General features: G+C 32.9%; 14 protein-coding genes and 1 tRNA gene. 10 read left to right on the top strand and 5 right to left on the bottom strand.

The features are described 5' to 3' along the window. Positions 1-7 precede the first annotated feature (7 nt). A complete protein-coding gene (locus tag FGQ49_RS00310; protein ID WP_138267920.1) occupies positions 8-1273 on the bottom strand; it encodes a zinc-binding dehydrogenase in 1266 nt (421 codons plus the stop codon). A 235-nt stretch (positions 1274-1508) separates the two neighbouring features. Between FGQ49_RS00310 and FGQ49_RS00305 the strand changes: the two genes are divergently transcribed. The 5 genes from FGQ49_RS00305 (at position 1509) to FGQ49_RS00285 (ending at position 4580) form a co-directional block, all read left to right on the top strand. After that, positions 1509-1901 (top strand): transcriptional regulator GutM, encoded by a 393-nt coding sequence (locus FGQ49_RS00305; protein WP_138267919.1) that lies wholly within the window; start codon positions 1509-1511, stop codon positions 1899-1901. A gap of 18 nt (positions 1902-1919) precedes the next feature. Further along, on the top strand, positions 1920-2444 hold the full coding sequence (gene srlA, locus FGQ49_RS00300) for a PTS glucitol/sorbitol transporter subunit IIC (RefSeq protein ID WP_138267918.1): 525 nt from the start codon (positions 1920-1922) through the stop codon (positions 2442-2444). A gap of 1 nt (position 2445) precedes the next feature. After that, a complete protein-coding gene (srlE, locus tag FGQ49_RS00295; protein WP_138267917.1) occupies positions 2446-3432 on the top strand; it encodes a PTS glucitol/sorbitol transporter subunit IIB in 987 nt (328 codons plus the stop codon). A gap of 94 nt (positions 3433-3526) precedes the next feature. Beyond that, complete coding sequence (locus FGQ49_RS00290; RefSeq protein WP_138267916.1) at positions 3527-4030, top strand: cyclophilin-like fold protein; 504 nt, start codon at positions 3527-3529, stop codon at positions 4028-4030. 4 nt (positions 4031-4034) lie between these two features. Beyond that, a complete protein-coding gene (locus tag FGQ49_RS00285) occupies positions 4035-4580 on the top strand; it encodes a flavodoxin family protein (protein ID WP_138267915.1) in 546 nt (181 codons plus the stop codon). A gap of 32 nt (positions 4581-4612) precedes the next feature. Here the strand turns inward: FGQ49_RS00285 and FGQ49_RS00280 are convergent. The 4 genes from FGQ49_RS00280 to FGQ49_RS00265 all read right to left on the bottom strand — a co-directional run bounded on the left by FGQ49_RS00280 (position 4613) and on the right by FGQ49_RS00265 (position 9969). Continuing rightward, positions 4613-4697, bottom strand: a tRNA-Tyr gene (locus FGQ49_RS00280). 136 nt (positions 4698-4833) lie between these two features. Beyond that, complete coding sequence (locus tag FGQ49_RS00275) at positions 4834-5883, bottom strand: alcohol dehydrogenase catalytic domain-containing protein (RefSeq protein WP_138267914.1); 1050 nt, start codon at positions 5881-5883, stop codon at positions 4834-4836. A 159-nt stretch (positions 5884-6042) separates the two neighbouring features. After that, positions 6043-7785, bottom strand: a complete 1743-nt coding sequence (locus FGQ49_RS00270) for an ammonium transporter (RefSeq protein WP_138268038.1) — start codon at positions 7783-7785, stop codon at positions 6043-6045. Positions 7786-7884: 99 nt separating this feature from the next. Continuing rightward, positions 7885-9969 (bottom strand): glutamine synthetase III, encoded by a 2085-nt coding sequence (locus FGQ49_RS00265; RefSeq protein WP_138267913.1) that lies wholly within the window; start codon positions 9967-9969, stop codon positions 7885-7887. 398 nt (positions 9970-10367) lie between these two features. Between FGQ49_RS00265 and FGQ49_RS00260 the strand changes: the two genes are divergently transcribed. Genes FGQ49_RS00260 through FGQ49_RS00240 form a run of 5 tightly spaced genes read left to right on the top strand, consistent with a single transcriptional unit; the run spans position 10368 to position 15385 of the window. Further along, positions 10368-11474, top strand: a complete 1107-nt coding sequence (locus tag FGQ49_RS00260; RefSeq protein ID WP_138267912.1) for a class II glutamine amidotransferase — start codon at positions 10368-10370, stop codon at positions 11472-11474. A 1-nt stretch (position 11475) separates the two neighbouring features. Next, entirely contained in the window at positions 11476-12981 is a 1506-nt protein-coding gene (locus tag FGQ49_RS00255) for a glutamate synthase-related protein (protein WP_138267911.1), read from the top strand. 3 nt (positions 12982-12984) lie between these two features. After that, a complete protein-coding gene (locus FGQ49_RS00250; RefSeq protein ID WP_138267910.1) occupies positions 12985-13419 on the top strand; it encodes a 4Fe-4S dicluster domain-containing protein in 435 nt (144 codons plus the stop codon). A 2-nt stretch (positions 13420-13421) separates the two neighbouring features. Further along, the gene (locus FGQ49_RS00245; protein ID WP_138267909.1) at positions 13422-14657 is read left to right on the top strand and encodes an NAD(P)/FAD-dependent oxidoreductase; all 1236 of its coding nucleotides are present in this window, start codon (positions 13422-13424) and stop codon (positions 14655-14657) included. Then, positions 14654-15385 carry a glutamate synthase gene (locus FGQ49_RS00240; protein ID WP_138267908.1) on the top strand — a complete coding sequence of 244 codons (732 nt, stop codon included), beginning with the start codon at positions 14654-14656 and terminating at the stop codon, positions 15383-15385. Before FGQ49_RS00245 ends, FGQ49_RS00240 begins: the two co-directional genes overlap by 4 nt.

Below are 15385 nucleotides of genomic sequence, written 5' to 3'. Positions count from 1 at the left end.
TTATCTCCTATTCATTAAGTGAAATATTATAATAGTCTAATAATACTTTTTCTGCATCTTTATTCCAGCATCCATCATATTTTTTACACTCTTCATATAACCTTTTAAATAATTCATTATCTTCGCCAAGTTTTTCAAAATCATCTATTGCTGTAAGTGGCATATCAATTTGAGTATATATCATCTTTTTACCCCCTGGAATATCAGGAACATTTTGAGTTGCATAAATTGCACTGTCAAGTCCACCAATATGAGTTACCATGATAGTAGGGCTTAATCTTCCTTCTTCCATTAAAGATAAAGCATCAAGAACATCTTGGTTTGTGCTTCCTGTAAAACCGGTAATATGTGTGTAGTTATAATGAACATTATACATATTTATATTTGCACTTAATGTTTTATCAATAGGACCTGCAAAGAAATTTAAACACCCATCTTTACCAAGTATACTATCAGCTTGTTCTATTAACGGAGTAATAGGTGCATATACAAATACGTCGTCATAACCTTCATTATCACTTAGTTCCATCAATTTACTTGTAGAATCTTCATATGCATTTGAATTTACAAATACTATTTTTGTATCTTTTTGAGCTTTTTTAGATAAAAGTTTTTCTGCTCTTTTTAGTCTGTCTTCTGATACATCAACTGCAACAACAAGACTTGGTGCATCCTCAAGCTGAAGTGCATAATCTATACATTCTAGTCCCATAGGGCCGCAAGCACCTAAAATTGCTATCTTTCCATTTTTCTTAACGCCCATTGAGTGAATATGATTTTCATCATTTGTATGATATATTCTGTTATATCCGGCAATTATACAAGAAACAGGTTCTGATAAAGAAGCTTCAAAGAAAGAATCTCCGTTAAAAGGAATTAAACAATCATTTTCCATTACTTCATTTGGAATAATACTATATGTACTATCTCCGCCGTAATACTGATAATAATACCCTACTGTTTTTACTTTTCCATCTACACTAACTGCAGGTTGTACTGTAAACTTTTGACCTTTTTTATATTTATCTTTCCACTTATCTCCTACTTCTATTATTATACCGGATAACTCATGACCTATTACTGCAGGATTTTCTTTTAAATTATCAGGAGTTCTTTTATGTTTTTCTCCTTGTTTTGATAATTTATAAGTAGACATACATACGCTATCTGTAATAATCTTTGCTAATATTTCATCATCTTTCATTTTTGGTAGTTCATACTCTTCAAGTCTTAAATCATTTTCTCCATATAGCCTTATTGCCTTTGTTTTCATTATATACCTTCTTTCTGCTTATCATTAAAGCTAAATCTTGTAAACATAATAATGTTACAAGTAACACAAGTCAATTATTTGTTCCCATAAAGAACAAATGTTACACATATGTTCCTTGAACAAATATATATCTCGTCAATTTTGTGGAATATGTTCCACTTATGCATATCGCATTGACATTTTTTCTCCCCAAAATTAATATCAAATCAAGAATAAAGGAAAGGCGGTATAAAAAATGTGGGTTATGGTTATGGTACTGTTTCTTCTTGTTATATTTGTCCAAACCATATTTTCTTACTTGCAGCTTAAAAATATTTATACAAAAATAGCACAGCTAAAGAGTAAGTATAAAGATGAATATTATTTGGTTACAGGTACAAGCAAAAGAAAACTGTCATTTGGAAAAGGATTTTTGATAGTTACCGTTATTGATAATAATGATAATATTATCGAATTTTTAGAAATGAGTGGCTATACGGTTTTTTCAAGACTAAAAAACAAAGAAGACTATACAAATCTTTCTATTGACTCTCTACATGAAAAAGTATCTAACAAAAAATTGAAATTAGCTTTGGAAAATGCAAAAGAATTATTACAAAACAAAAAACTGGAATGCTTAGAACAATAATAAAACGGAGGTAAAAACATGGAACTAGTAGTAAAAATTGCAGAAGGTTTTAACGGCATGATAAGTAAAGGGGGAGAAAATTTAGTTGGATTAATAACAAGCATACTTCCCAACTTAATCATTTTATTAACATTAATTAATGCCATTATCGCATTAATAGGTGAAGAAAGGGTTATGAACTTTGCAAAGAAAATAACCAAATACAGAATATTAAGATATACTTTATTACCTTTTATGGCTTTATTCTTTTTAACAAATCCTATGTGTTATACAATGGCTCGTTTCGTTGAAGAAAAAGACAAAGCAGCTTGTATAGACGGTATGTTTACATTTGCACATCCTATGCTTGGACTTTTCCCACATGCAAACCCAGGAGAATTGTTCGTATGGTCAGGTATAGCAGCCGGCATAACTACCCTTGGTGCATCAATCACACCTTTAGCAGTTAGAGCAATCCTCGTTGCTTTTATCGTTGCTTTTATCAGAGGGAACTTAACAGAATTTATCACAGTAAAACTACTTAAGAAAGGAAAGGCACAATAAGATGAAAAAATTAACGGTTACAAAAGGAAAAGGCGGTTGGGGCGGTCCTCTAACAGTATATGAAACAGATACAAAAAAAGTTGTTGCATCAATAACAGGGGGAGGAATTCATCCTCTAGCAGCAAAAATAGCCGAACTTTTAGATGTTCCAGCAGTAGACGGATTCAACAATAAAGTAGAACCTGAAACAATCATTATAGCAGTTGTTGACTGTGGCGGTACTTTAAGATGTGGTGTTTATCCCAAAATGGGTGTACCTACAATAGATATTCATCCAATTTCACCATCAGGGCCTTTAGCAAGTTATATGAATGAAAACAATTTTGTATCAGGCGTAAAAGAAGACAACCTATCTCTTATGGAAGATGATAAAGAAATTGAATTTGAAAAAAGCGAAGAAAGCGAAACAACAGCTGTAAATGAAACAATAGAAGCTGAAAATGCTGATGAAGGAAATAAATTCTTAAATATAATAGCATCTGTAGGTAAAGTAATAGGTAAATTCGTTAATGTATTCTATCAAGCAGGTAGAGATTCAATAGATATCATAATAAAAAATATTCTACCTTTCATGGCATTTGTAAGTGTACTTGTTGGTATAATCCTATTCTCAGGTCTTGGTGATATTATAGCAAATGCAATAAAACCTTTGGCAGGAACTTTACCGGGATTACTTATCTTATCAGTAATATGTGCCCTACCATTCTTATCTCCTATTCTTGGTCCTGGAGCCGTAATCGCTCAAGTTGTCGGTGTACTTCTTGGGGTTGAAATCGGAAAAGGAACAATACCTATTTCTTATTCATTACCTGCACTTTTTGCAATAAATTCTCAAGTTGGTTGCGACTTCGTTCCGGTTGCTTTAACAATGGCAGAAGCAGAAGATGAAACAGTTAAAGCAGGCGTACCGGCTATGCTTTTCTCCAGACTTGTAACAGGTCCAATAGCCGTAGTAATTGCTTACTTATTTAGTATCGGAATGTATTAATATAAAAAAACACTTCTTAAATGAAGTGTTTTTTTATTTTCTCTTGACTTGGAGTTAAGTCCATATAGTAAAGTAAAATAAAAAGGAGGTAATCATGAAGAAATTCATCTTTATATTTATTATTTTACTTATATTTATATGTTTAATTTTTATAAATTATAAAAATGATAAATCTTCTGACAAAAAAGAAAACAAGATAATGAGTGGAACAACAGATATAGCAAAAAACACATCAAATACCGAAAATATTCAGTCATTAAGCATAAATATCGACGGTAAAGATTATGTTTTAAATTTAGAAAACAATCAAACGACAAAGGAACTTATAAAAATTCTTCCATTAAATATTACAATGCAGGATTTTAACCAAAATGAAAAGTATTATAATTTATCATCCTCTCTTCCTACGGATGAATATAATGTAGGAAAAATAAAAAAAGGTGATGTTATGCTTTACGGAGCAGATACTCTGGTTATATTCTATAAGGATTTTGACACTTCATATCAATATACCAAAATCGGAGTAATAGAAAATCTGGATGAAGACAATTTTACAAATAAAAATGAAGTTCAAGTACATATTAAAGTAAAGGAGTAAAAGTATGAAAAAAAAGAATATTTTAATTATTTCTTCCACAATGAGAAAAGGGGGAAATTCAGAAATATTAGCTGAAAATTTTAAAAAGGGAGCAGAAGAAAAAGGACATATTGTCGAAATTGTATATTTAAGAAATTACAATATAAACTTTTGCAGAGGATGTCTATACTGTCAAAAGGAACATAAATGCGTTATAAATGACGATGCTAAATTACTTTTAGATAAATTTAAAAATGCCGATGCAATTGTGTTTGCAACACCTGTTTATTATTACACAATGTGTGGACAGTTAAAAAATTTCCTAGATAGAATGAACCCAGTATTTGCAATGAAATATAATTTCAAAGAAATATATCTACTTGCCTCATGTGCCGATGAAGAAGAAAGTGCAATAAATATAATATTAAAAGAAATTGAAGGCTGGATATCATGTTTTGAAGGTGTAAAACTTATGGGACATTTATGTGCAACAAACATAACAAACGTAAAAGATATTGAAAGTAATGAAAATATAATAAATAAAGCAATTACAATGGGAAAAAATACATAAAAAAAATACCGTTTAATCGGTATTAATAAAAATGGTGGGGGAGAATGGATTCGAACCATTGTAGGCTGAGCCAACGGATTTACAGTCCGCCCCCTTTAGCCACTCGGGCACTCCCCCGTGAATATGCTATAATATTTTAATATATTATACCCCATTTGTCAATAGATTATAATTATATTAATAAAATAACAAAACTATTATCAATAATTTTCATGTTTACCAAAAAAAAGAGCAGGTTGTCCTGCTCTTTTTTTTATTCTTCCCATGGCTTTAAAATTACTTTTATAGCTTCCCCTGTTTTTGTCATTTCAATGCCGTGTTTTATTTCTTTTAAAGGAATTGTATGAGTAACAAATTTGCTTGCATCAATTTTTCCTTCTACTATTAAATCAAGTGCAGATTTAAAAGAAGCAGGATCAAAGCTATAACCTCCACAAAGTTGAAGTTCTTTATAATGAATTAAATTGCTGTCAAAATTTACACGGCAGTTATCATGTGGAAGTCCGCCAAATAATAAAAGTTTTCCTCTTGGACGGAGATAATGAGTGGCCTCTTCCTGCGCAGAACCTACAGGACAGGCTGTAATTGCAACATCTACCCCATCTCCGTTTGTTTCTCTCATAACGACTTCTTCCAAGCTTTCTTTTGTTGGGTTTACGAACACATCTATATAATCAAATCTCTTTGCTTTATCAAGTCTAGGCTGGTTTACTTCTGATAATATAACTTTTTTAGCTCCTCTTAATTTTGCCATTGCACTATGTAAATTTCCAAGAGGTCCTGCCCCTATTACAAGAACCGTATCCCCTTTTGTTACATTGATAAAATCATGTGTAGAATATACGCTTGCCAATGTTTCCGATAACGGAGCAAGGTCTAAATTAAAGTCATCAGGTAAAATATGTAAAAATTCAGGAGTTGAACCAACTGCAGGTACTGCCATATACTGAGCATAACCGCCATAAAAATTCATTCCAGGCACTATTAAATTTTTACATTGATTCTTAATATTTTTATCCGATGTACAATAACTGCACTTTCCACAAGTTATACCCGGATTTAACATAACTTTTTGACCTTCTTTGTAATATTCACTGTCACTTTTTTCAATAATACCTGCAACCTCATGCCCTATTACAAAAGGAGGTTTTACCTTTTTATGTCCCGAAGTAAAAGTTCTTATATCAGAACCGCAAAGTCCAACTGATATAACTTTTATAAGTACACCATTTTCAGGACACTCGGGTGTTTCAATATCCCCATAATAAAAATCATTCGGTCCGTTAAAAATTAATGCTTTCATATTCTATTCTCCTTAATCTTTTCTTAATTACAGTTTAATGGAGAATGAAATATATTACAATACTGAAAAAATTTGCAAAGGGAATTTTTATTTTATTAAAATTTATAAATGTTTAATAAGTAATTAAAAAGACTTGTACATAATGTACAAGTCTTTTTATTATTCTTCTTCTGGTTCTTGTAGAGCATCAAAGCCTTCTTCACCTGTTCTGATTTTAACAACATTGTCAAGTCCGTAAACAAAGATTTTACCATCTCCGATATTACCTGTATATAAAGCTTTTTTCGCTTCTTCAATTACTGTTCTTACAGGAACTGCCGCAACTACGATTTCTACCTTTAATTTAGGAAGTAAAATAGATTCTACTTCACTACCACGATAGAAATGTTTTCTTCCTTTTTGAACACCACATCCAAGAACGTTTGTTACTGTCATACCCGTAACTCCGATTTTTTGCATTGAGGCTTTTAAAGCTCCAAATTTATCTTTATTAATCACTATAGTAACTTTACTTATACCGCTGTCAAGTCTTGTAACTTTAATATCATCTTCAACCGGAGTTGTTTGAGTAGTAGGTACAACTTCTTTTATTTCTTCTTTAGCTGTTGTAGGTTGTGTTTCAATTCCAAGGACTTCACTTTCATCATCCAATGAATAATAGAAATCTCCTGCAGGAGCAAAGTCTGCATATGCACTTACAAGTCCGTGTTCCGTTATGTCAAGACCTAAGATTTCTTCCTCTTCACTAGCTCTTAAACCAACTGTTTTATCAATTATTTTAAATACAATAAACATTGCGATAAATACATAAACGGCTACACTCGCAACACCTAAAAGTTGAGTTAGGAACATATGAATTCCACCACCATAGAACAAACCGCCGTCAACTGCAAATAAACCTGTTAAAAGTGTTCCTGTCGCACCACAGCATCCATGAACTGCGATTGCACCAACAGGGTCATCAATTTTTAATTTATGATCAATAAATTCAACTGCAAATAAAACAAGCACACCTGCGATTGCACCAATAAAGAAAGCACCTGTAGTAGAAACCATATCACAACCTGCCGTAATAGCAACAAGTCCTGCTAAAGCTCCGTTTAGAGTCATTGAAACATCAGGTTTACCGTATCTAACCCAAGTAACAATTAAACTCATTAATGCAGCAGCTGCTGCTGCCATGTTTGTTGTTACGAAAATTGTTGACGCAGAAACCATATCTGCATCTGTTGACATTGCAACTGTTGAACAACCGTTAAATCCAAACCAACCCATCCATAAGATGAATACACCAAGAGCGCCTAAAGCAATGTTATGTCCGGGAATAGCTTTACTCTTTCCATTTTTATCATACTTACCAAGTCTTGCTCCTAAAATCTTTGCACCTACCAAAGCAGATATTCCTCCTACCATATGCACCGCAGTTGAACCGGCAAAATCATGGAATCCTAGTTGGCTTAACCAACCACCACCCCAAATCCAGTGACCTGAAATTGGATAAATAACTGCACTGATTACAGCCGAGTAAATTAAATATGCAATAAACTTTGTTCTTTCTGCCATTGCACCGGATACAATTGTAGCAGCCGTTGCGCAAAATACAGTTTGGAAAATAATAAAGGCCATTGTAGGGAAAGTACTATCATAGTTTCCTCTAATAAAGAAATCCACTTTACCTATAATTCCACCAATATCATCACCCATCATTATGCCAAAACCAAGTACCCAGAAAATAATGGTACCAAGAACAAAATCCATTAAGTTTTTCATAATAATGTTACCTGCATTTTTTGCTCTGGTAAAACCTCCCTCTACTATTGCAAACCCCGCTTGCATCCAAAATACTAATATTGCTCCAAGTAATACCCAAATAGTATCAAGAGCAGAAAATGTTGTTCCTATTTTTCTTTTCCTCCTAAAATATATAAAATAAAAAGGCGTGTATGTAAATATAAAGATTACATACACGCCTTTGTGCCTTGATTTATTTAATTTATATTCTTATTGAACACTAAATAAGATGTCACCATATGCAGGATATGGCCAGTATTTTTTGTCAACAATTGTTTCGAGTTCGTCTGCATATTTTCTTACTTCTTCCATATTATCAAATACTTTTTCCTTAAATGCCATTGCTCTTTGTTCTGCATCTTCAACTTTATCGGCTTCATTTAAACCTTCTTCTAATACGTTAATTGAATTATATAGTTTAGCATTTAAATCACTTATTCTTACAACTGTTTTTTCTTCAACATCACTGTTTGCTAAAGGACAAACTGCCTTTTTAACTTGTAATGTTTCTGCAACTTCTTTTACATAAGCTATACAAGCAGGAAGGATTGAACCTTTTGCCATTTCAAGGGTAGCTTTTGCTTCAATTGAAAGTACATTTGCATATTCTTCAAGTAAAACTTCTGTTCTGCTTTCAAGTTCATCTTTAGAAAGAACTTTATGTTTTTCAAATAATTTTACATTGTTTTCCTTTCTGTAATAAGGAATTGCTTCTGCACTTGTTTTTAAATTTAAAAGATTTCTCTTAGCAGCTTCTTCAACCCATTCATCAGAATATCCGTCTCCGTTGAAAATAATTCTTTGATGAGCAGTAAATGTTTCTTTAATTAAAGCTTTGATTGCTTCTTCTGAATTATCTTTTTCTAATTTATCTGCAAATTCACTAAATGCATCTGCAACAATTGTATTTAAAATCATGTTAGGACAAGCAACAGAGTCTTTTGAGCCAACCATTCTAAATTCAAATTTGTTACCTGTAAATGCGAAAGGTGATGTTCTGTTTCTGTCTGTTGTATCTTTTGTTAAATCAGGAATTACAGTAGCACCTAATGAGAATTTTGTTTTTCCTTCGCTCTTATAATCATTATCTGAAATAATTGCATCAACTACACCTTTTAAGTCATCTCCAAGGAATATAGAGATAATTGCAGGGGGAGCTTCGTTTGCACCAAGTCTATGGTCATTACCTGCACTTGCTACAGAAATTCTAAGTAAATCTTGATGTTCGTCAACTGCTTTTACAACTGCTGCAAGAACTAATAAGAACTGCATGTTTTGTTTAGGGTCGTTTCCCGGAGATAATAAATTTTCTCCTTCTTTTGTTGTGATAGACCAGTTATTATGTTTACCGCTTCCGTTTATGCCTTCAAATGGTTTTTCATGAAGAAGACATACAAGCCCGTGTTTTCTTGCAATTTTTTTCATCATTTCCATCATAACTTGGTTTTGGTCTGTTGCTGTATTTGTTGATGAATATACAGGTGCAAGCTCATGTTGCGCAGGGGCAACTTCGTTATGTCTTGTCTTTGCGGTAATACCAAATTCCCAAAGGCTTTTATCCAAATCTTCCATATATTCTAAAATTTGTGCTTTTATTGAACCAAAGTAATGGTCATCAAGTTCTTGACCTTTTGGAGAAGGTGAACCGAATAATGTTCTTCCTGTATAGATAAGGTCAGGTCTTTTCTTATACATTTCTTCTGAAATAATAAAGTATTCTTGTTCTGCCCCAACTGATGTATTAGCACCGCTGCATTCTTTTCCAAGAAGTTTTAATAATCTTTTTGTTTGATTACTGATTGCTTCAATAGATTTAAGTAGTGGAGCTTTTTTATCAAGAACTTCACCATTGTAAGAACAGAAAATTGCAGGAATGCATAAAGTATTATCTTTAATAAAAGCATAACTTGTAGGATCCCAAACAGTATATCCTCTTGCTTCGTTTGTTGCTCTAAGTCCGCCTGATGGGAAAGATGAAGCATCAGGTTCTGCTTGTAGTAAATCTTTACCTGACAAACGTAAAACAACATTATCTCCGTCAGGTTCGATAAATGCATCATGTTTTTCAGCTGTTAAACTTGTCATTGGTTGGAACCAATGAGTATAATGTGTACAACCATTTTCAAGTGCCCATTCTTTCATTGCGTGTGCAACCTCATTCGCAATGCTTATATCAAGTCTTTTTCCCTGTTCTATTGTTTCTTTTAATTTTTTATATGTATCCTTCGGTAATTTTTCTTGCATAGTTTTGTCATTAAAAACCTTGCTGCCAAATAATTCGGGTATTCCGCTCATAATTTTTACATCCTTTCATGTTTAATTTTGTATCTACCTTAATAAGTTTTGCATATAAAATAATTATACAATTTTTTCTTTTAGGTTTCTACTATAAATTTAATAATTATTTCATCTAACAAGAGCCTTATTAAAAACAAAAAGGCACCGTAAGCATTTTGCTTACAGCGCCTTTGCTGTGTATGAATGGATTTTACTACGAGGATTTATTTTTGTCAAGTTATTTTTTTTAATTTTTTAAATTTTTAGAAAATTCAAAAAAAATACAAATTTCTCTTGCATTTTTATAATTTTATGTTTATACTTATAACACTAACTAAATATTAAGGACAACGGCGTCCAATAAGTACTTTATTTTTATGTGCTTATTGGGCGCTTTATTTTTTGGGGGTGTAAAAATGATATTTGACGAAAGATACAAAGAAGGAAATGTAAGAATACCTTCAGGATGTGCCATAAGCGGTATTTTTCACAAAGACGGGAAAAGAACCGACGGAAGAGACATAATAACATCAATTGAAGTAATGCACGAAAGAAGCAACGGGCTTGGCGGAGGTTTTGCTGCTTACGGAATATATCCGGAATATAAAAATTATTATGCTTTTCATGTTTTTTATGATGACAATATTGTAAGAAAAGAATGTGAAGCTTTTTTAGATACTCATTTTGATATTATCGAACAAGGAATCATTCCAACCAGAAAAATCGATAAAATCACAAACGAACCTTTAATATATAGATATTTTGTATTACCAAAAGAATCTAAACTAAAATCTTCTCAATTAGACGAAAAAGAATTTGTAGTTGAATGCGTTATGAATATAAATACAAATATGCAAGGCTGCTATGTATTCTCATGCGGCAAAAACATGGGTTCTTTTAAAGCAGTAGGTTATCCGGAAGATGTAGGCGAATTTTATAAACTAGATGAATACAAAGCGTATTCATGGACAGCACACGGCAGATACCCTACCAACACTCCCGGCTGGTGGGGTGGTGCCCATCCTTTTAGTCTTCTTGACTACTCAATAGTTCATAACGGTGAAATATCTTCTTATGATGCAAACAGAAGATATATTGAAATGTTTGGATATAAATGTAATCTTCTAACAGATACAGAAGTAATTACATATATGATGGATTATTTGCTTAGAAAAAATAAACTTACATTAAAAGAAGCAGCTGAAGTTGTTGCTGCTCCTTTCTGGGAAACAATAAAAACAAAAGACGAAAAAGAAAAAGAAAGACTTTCATATTTAAGAACTATGTTTTCAAGTCTACTTATTACAGGTCCTTTCTCTATTATCTTAGGCTTTAACGGAGGACTTATGGCTCTTAACGACAGATTAAAACTTCGTTCAATGGTTGTTGCCGAAAAAGGAGAAAGTGTATATATGGCAAGTGAAGAAAGTGCAATAAAAATAATACAAAAACAAGTAGATAAAATTTACTCACCTGCCGGTGGTGAACCTGTAATAGTTACATTAAACAAGGGGGTAGAATAAGATGGGAATTAATTTTATACATCCACAGTTTGAAGTGGTAAGAAATCAAGACAGATGTATACAGTGCAGAGTATGCGAAAGACAATGTGCAAATGAAGTACATTTTTATGACGAAGACAGCAAACTTATGTTAAGTGACGAAACAAACTGCGTTGCATGTCATAGATGTGTATCTCTATGCCCTACAAAAGCTTTAAAAATCGTTGAAAGCGATCATACTTTTAAACCTCATGCAAGTTGGAAAGCTGAACATATAGAAAACATTTACCGTCAAGCTGACAGCGGTGGAGTGCTTCTTGCATCAATGGGAAATCCTAAAGAGTACCCTATTTACTTTGATAAAATGCTTATAAACGCATCTCAAGTAACAAACCCATCTATTGACCCCCTAAGAGAGCCAATGGAAACAAAAGTAAGCTTAGGAAAGAAAAATGTAAAAATTGAAAGAGATGATAAAGGAAATATTGTTCCAAACACTCCTCCTCAAATCAAATTAAACGTTCCAATAATGTTCTCTGCAATGTCTTACGGATCAATAAGTTACAATGCTCATGAAAGTTTAGCAAGAGCAGCAAGTGAACTTGGAATAATGTATAACACCGGTGAAGGTGGTCTTCACGAAGATTTTTATAAATATGGAAAAAATACAATAGTTCAAGTTGCATCAGGTAGATTTGGTGTACATAAAGATTATCTTGATACATCAGCGGCTATTGAAATAAAAATGGGACAAGGTGCTAAACCCGGTATTGGAGGACATTTACCGGGAGAAAAAATCGGACCTGATATTTCAAAAACAAGAATGATTCCTGAAGGAAGCGACGCAATAAGCCCCGCTCCTCATCATGATATTTATTCAATTGAAGATTTAAGACAGCTTGTTCTTTCTTTAAAAGAAGCAACCGGATATAAAAAACCAGTTATCGTAAAAATTGCCGCAGTACATAACGTTGCCGCAATTGCAAGCGGTATCGCAAGAAGCGGTGCAGATATAATTGCAATAGACGGTTTTAGAGGAGGAACGGGAGCAGCTCCAACAAGAATTAGGGATAACGTAGGTATTCCGATTGAACTTGCCCTTGCAAGTGTTGATTCAAGACTTAGAAGTGAAGGCATAAGAGATAATGTTTCTCTTGTAGTTGGCGGAAGTATAAGAAGCAGTGCAGATGTAGTAAAAGCAATTGCCCTTGGTGCCGACTGTGTTTATATCGCAACTTCAGCATTAATGGCTCTTGGCTGCCACTTATGCAGAAACTGCCACAGCGGAAAATGCAACTGGGGTATTGCAACTCAAAGACCAGACCTTGTAAAAAGATTAAATCCTGATATTGGATATAAAAGAGTAGTAAACCTTGTAACCGCTTGGGAACATGAAATAAAAGAAATGATGGGCGGTATGGGAATAAACTCAATAGAAGCCCTAAAAGGAAACAGATTAATGTTAAGAGGTGTAGGTCTTAACGAAAAAGAACTTGAAATACTAGGAATAAAGCATGCAGGAGAATAAAATATGAAAAGAATTTACGTCAACGAAAAGTGGTGCCTTGGATGTCACCTATGTGAATATAACTGTGCGTTTGCAAACAGTAAAGAAGACAATATGATAAAAGCTCTTAAAGGAAAGAAAATCTATCCTAATATAAGAGTTGAAGATAAAGATCAAATTCACTTTGCTGTATCTTGCAGACACTGCGAAGAACCAATATGCGTAAAAAGCTGTATAAGTGGTGCTTTATCAATAAAAGACGGACTTATCAGTGTAGATAAAGAAAAATGTATCGGATGTTTGACATGCGTTTTAGTTTGTCCTTACGGTGCAATTCATCCCGATGAAGAAAACAGTGTTGTAAACAAATGTGAATTTTGTACAAACAATTCTTTTGGAGAACCTAACTGTGTTAAAGGATGTCCAAATAATGCCATTGTTTTCGAGGAAAGGGGTTAATTATGAGTAAATATGTAATTATCGGCGGTTCTATTGCCGCCATTGGAACAATAGAAGGAATAAGAAGTGTTGATAAAACAGGTGATATAACTTTAGTTACGGATGAAAATCATTTTATCTATTCAAGACCTTTGATATCTTATCTTGTTGAAGGAAAGACAACTTTGGAAAAAATGAGATATAGAGAAGATGATTTTTATATAAAAAACAATGTGGAAGTGATAAAAGGGGTTAAGGCGGAAAAAATCGATTATGAAAATAAATGTATCGTCCTTAATAATAAAAGAAACATCCCTTTCAAAAAACTAATGATTGCAACCGGCTCTTCCCCTTTTACACCTCACATTGAAGGAGAAGAAAAGGTAGAAAACAAATTTACTTTTATGTCTTTGGATGATGCGTTAAATCTTAAAAAAGCAATTACAAAAGACAGTAAAGTATTAATTTTAGGTGCAGGACTTATCGGTCTTAAATGTGCGGAAGCAATTAACAATAAAGTTAAAAATGTTACCGTTGTTGACCTTGCCGATAGAATTTTACCAAGTATTCTTGATGAAAAAGGATGCAAACTGGTCCAAAAACATATTGAAAACCAAGGTGTTAAATTTATACTTGGTAACAGTATTGATAAAATTGATGAAAAACAAGCTACCCTAAAAGATGGTTCAAAGCTTGATTATGATATATTCGTAGTTGCGGTAGGTGTAAGACCAAACGTAAACTTAGCAAAGGAAATAGGATGTGAAGTAAACAGAGGTATTATAACCGATGAACATGGTATGACGACAATTAAAGATGTTTATGCTGCAGGAGACTGTACTGAAAGTTATGATATTACAAGAGATCAAAATATCATCCTTGCACTTCTTCCAAATGCTTACTTTAAAGGCGAAACAGCAGGAGTAAACATGGCAGGAGGAGAAAAATCCTATAAAAATGCAATGCCGATGAATTCTCTTGGATTATTTGGTCTTCATATGGTAACAGCAGGAAACTACGACGGTGAAGAATATATAGTAGAAAATGAAAATGAATATAAGAAACTTGTATATAAAAATAATCTTCTTAAAGGTTTCATTATCATAGGAGATGTAGATAAAGCCGGAATATATACTTATTTAATAAGAGAAAAAATTAATCTAAATGACATAGATTTTGATTTAGTTAAAGATAATCCGGGACTTATGGCATTTTCAAGAGATTACAGAGACTCTAAGCTTGGAGGTAAAAAGTTATGAGATTTGGGGCAAAAGGACTTGAACACAGACAAATAAACGAACAGATTAAAGCTTGTGCTTTAAAAGATTTAGACATAACTATTGATGATGTAATGGGACAAAGATTTATAGGTGCAGGTATGTCTAAAGTTAATCTTACAATAAACGGAGTACCTGGAAATGCAGTAGGCGCATATCTTGACGGTGCACAAATCACCATAAATGAAAATGCACAAGATGCGACAGGTGATACAATGAATGACGGTGAAATTATAATTCACGGTTCAAGCGGAGATGCGACAGGATATGCAATGCGTGGTGGTACAATATTTGTTGAAGGTGATGTAGGATACAGAGCAGGTATCCATATGAAAGCCTATAAAGACAAAAAACCAGCCATAATCGTTGGAGGGAAAACAGGCTCATTCCTTGGTGAATACCAAGCAGGCGGAAATATCGTTATATTAGGATTGGGATATGAAGATAAAGAAATTCCAATGGGTAATTTCTGTGCAACGGGAATGCATGGGGGTAAAATTTATCTTAGAACAAATAACCCACCTGTATTTGAAGGTGATAAACTTATCGTTAAAGAAGCAGAAAAAGAAGATTTAGAGGAAATAAAAGATAATATAAAAAAATATTGTAATTATTTTAATAAAGATTATGATAATATTATAGAAAGTAAATTTTATATTATAATTCCAAACACAAAAAGTCCATACAAACAATTATATACTAATCATTAG

This window comes from Anaerofustis stercorihominis (genome assembly GCF_005844425.1).
Classification (GTDB): Bacteria; Bacillota; Clostridia; order Eubacteriales; family Anaerofustaceae; genus Anaerofustis; species Anaerofustis butyriciformans.
This window is presented reverse-complemented; position numbering and strand designations above follow the sequence as displayed.

Excerpts from the sequence above, each read along its gene's own strand:
- FGQ49_RS00305 (WP_138267919.1), top strand. The coding sequence starts at position 1,509 with ATGTGGGTTATGGTTATGGTACTGTTTCTTCTTGTTATATTTGTCCAA.
- FGQ49_RS00290 (WP_138267916.1), top strand. The coding sequence starts at position 3,527 with ATGAAGAAATTCATCTTTATATTTATTATTTTACTTATATTTATATGT.
- FGQ49_RS00245 (WP_138267909.1), top strand. The coding sequence starts at position 13,422 with ATGAGTAAATATGTAATTATCGGCGGTTCTATTGCCGCCATTGGAACA.
- FGQ49_RS00240 (WP_138267908.1), top strand. The coding sequence starts at position 14,654 with ATGAGATTTGGGGCAAAAGGACTTGAACACAGACAAATAAACGAACAG.
- srlE (WP_138267917.1), top strand. The coding sequence starts at position 2,446 with ATGAAAAAATTAACGGTTACAAAAGGAAAAGGCGGTTGGGGCGGTCCT.
- srlA (WP_138267918.1), top strand. The coding sequence starts at position 1,920 with ATGGAACTAGTAGTAAAAATTGCAGAAGGTTTTAACGGCATGATAAGT.
- FGQ49_RS00310 (WP_138267920.1), bottom strand. The coding sequence starts at position 1,273 with ATGAAAACAAAGGCAATAAGGCTATATGGAGAAAATGATTTAAGACTT.
- FGQ49_RS00250 (WP_138267910.1), top strand. The coding sequence starts at position 12,985 with ATGAAAAGAATTTACGTCAACGAAAAGTGGTGCCTTGGATGTCACCTA.
- FGQ49_RS00285 (WP_138267915.1), top strand. The coding sequence starts at position 4,035 with ATGAAAAAAAAGAATATTTTAATTATTTCTTCCACAATGAGAAAAGGG.
- FGQ49_RS00275 (WP_138267914.1), bottom strand. The coding sequence starts at position 5,883 with ATGAAAGCATTAATTTTTAACGGACCGAATGATTTTTATTATGGGGAT.
- FGQ49_RS00265 (WP_138267913.1), bottom strand. The coding sequence starts at position 9,969 with ATGAGCGGAATACCCGAATTATTTGGCAGCAAGGTTTTTAATGACAAA.
- FGQ49_RS00255 (WP_138267911.1), top strand. The coding sequence starts at position 11,476 with ATGGGAATTAATTTTATACATCCACAGTTTGAAGTGGTAAGAAATCAA.
- FGQ49_RS00260 (WP_138267912.1), top strand. The coding sequence starts at position 10,368 with ATGATATTTGACGAAAGATACAAAGAAGGAAATGTAAGAATACCTTCA.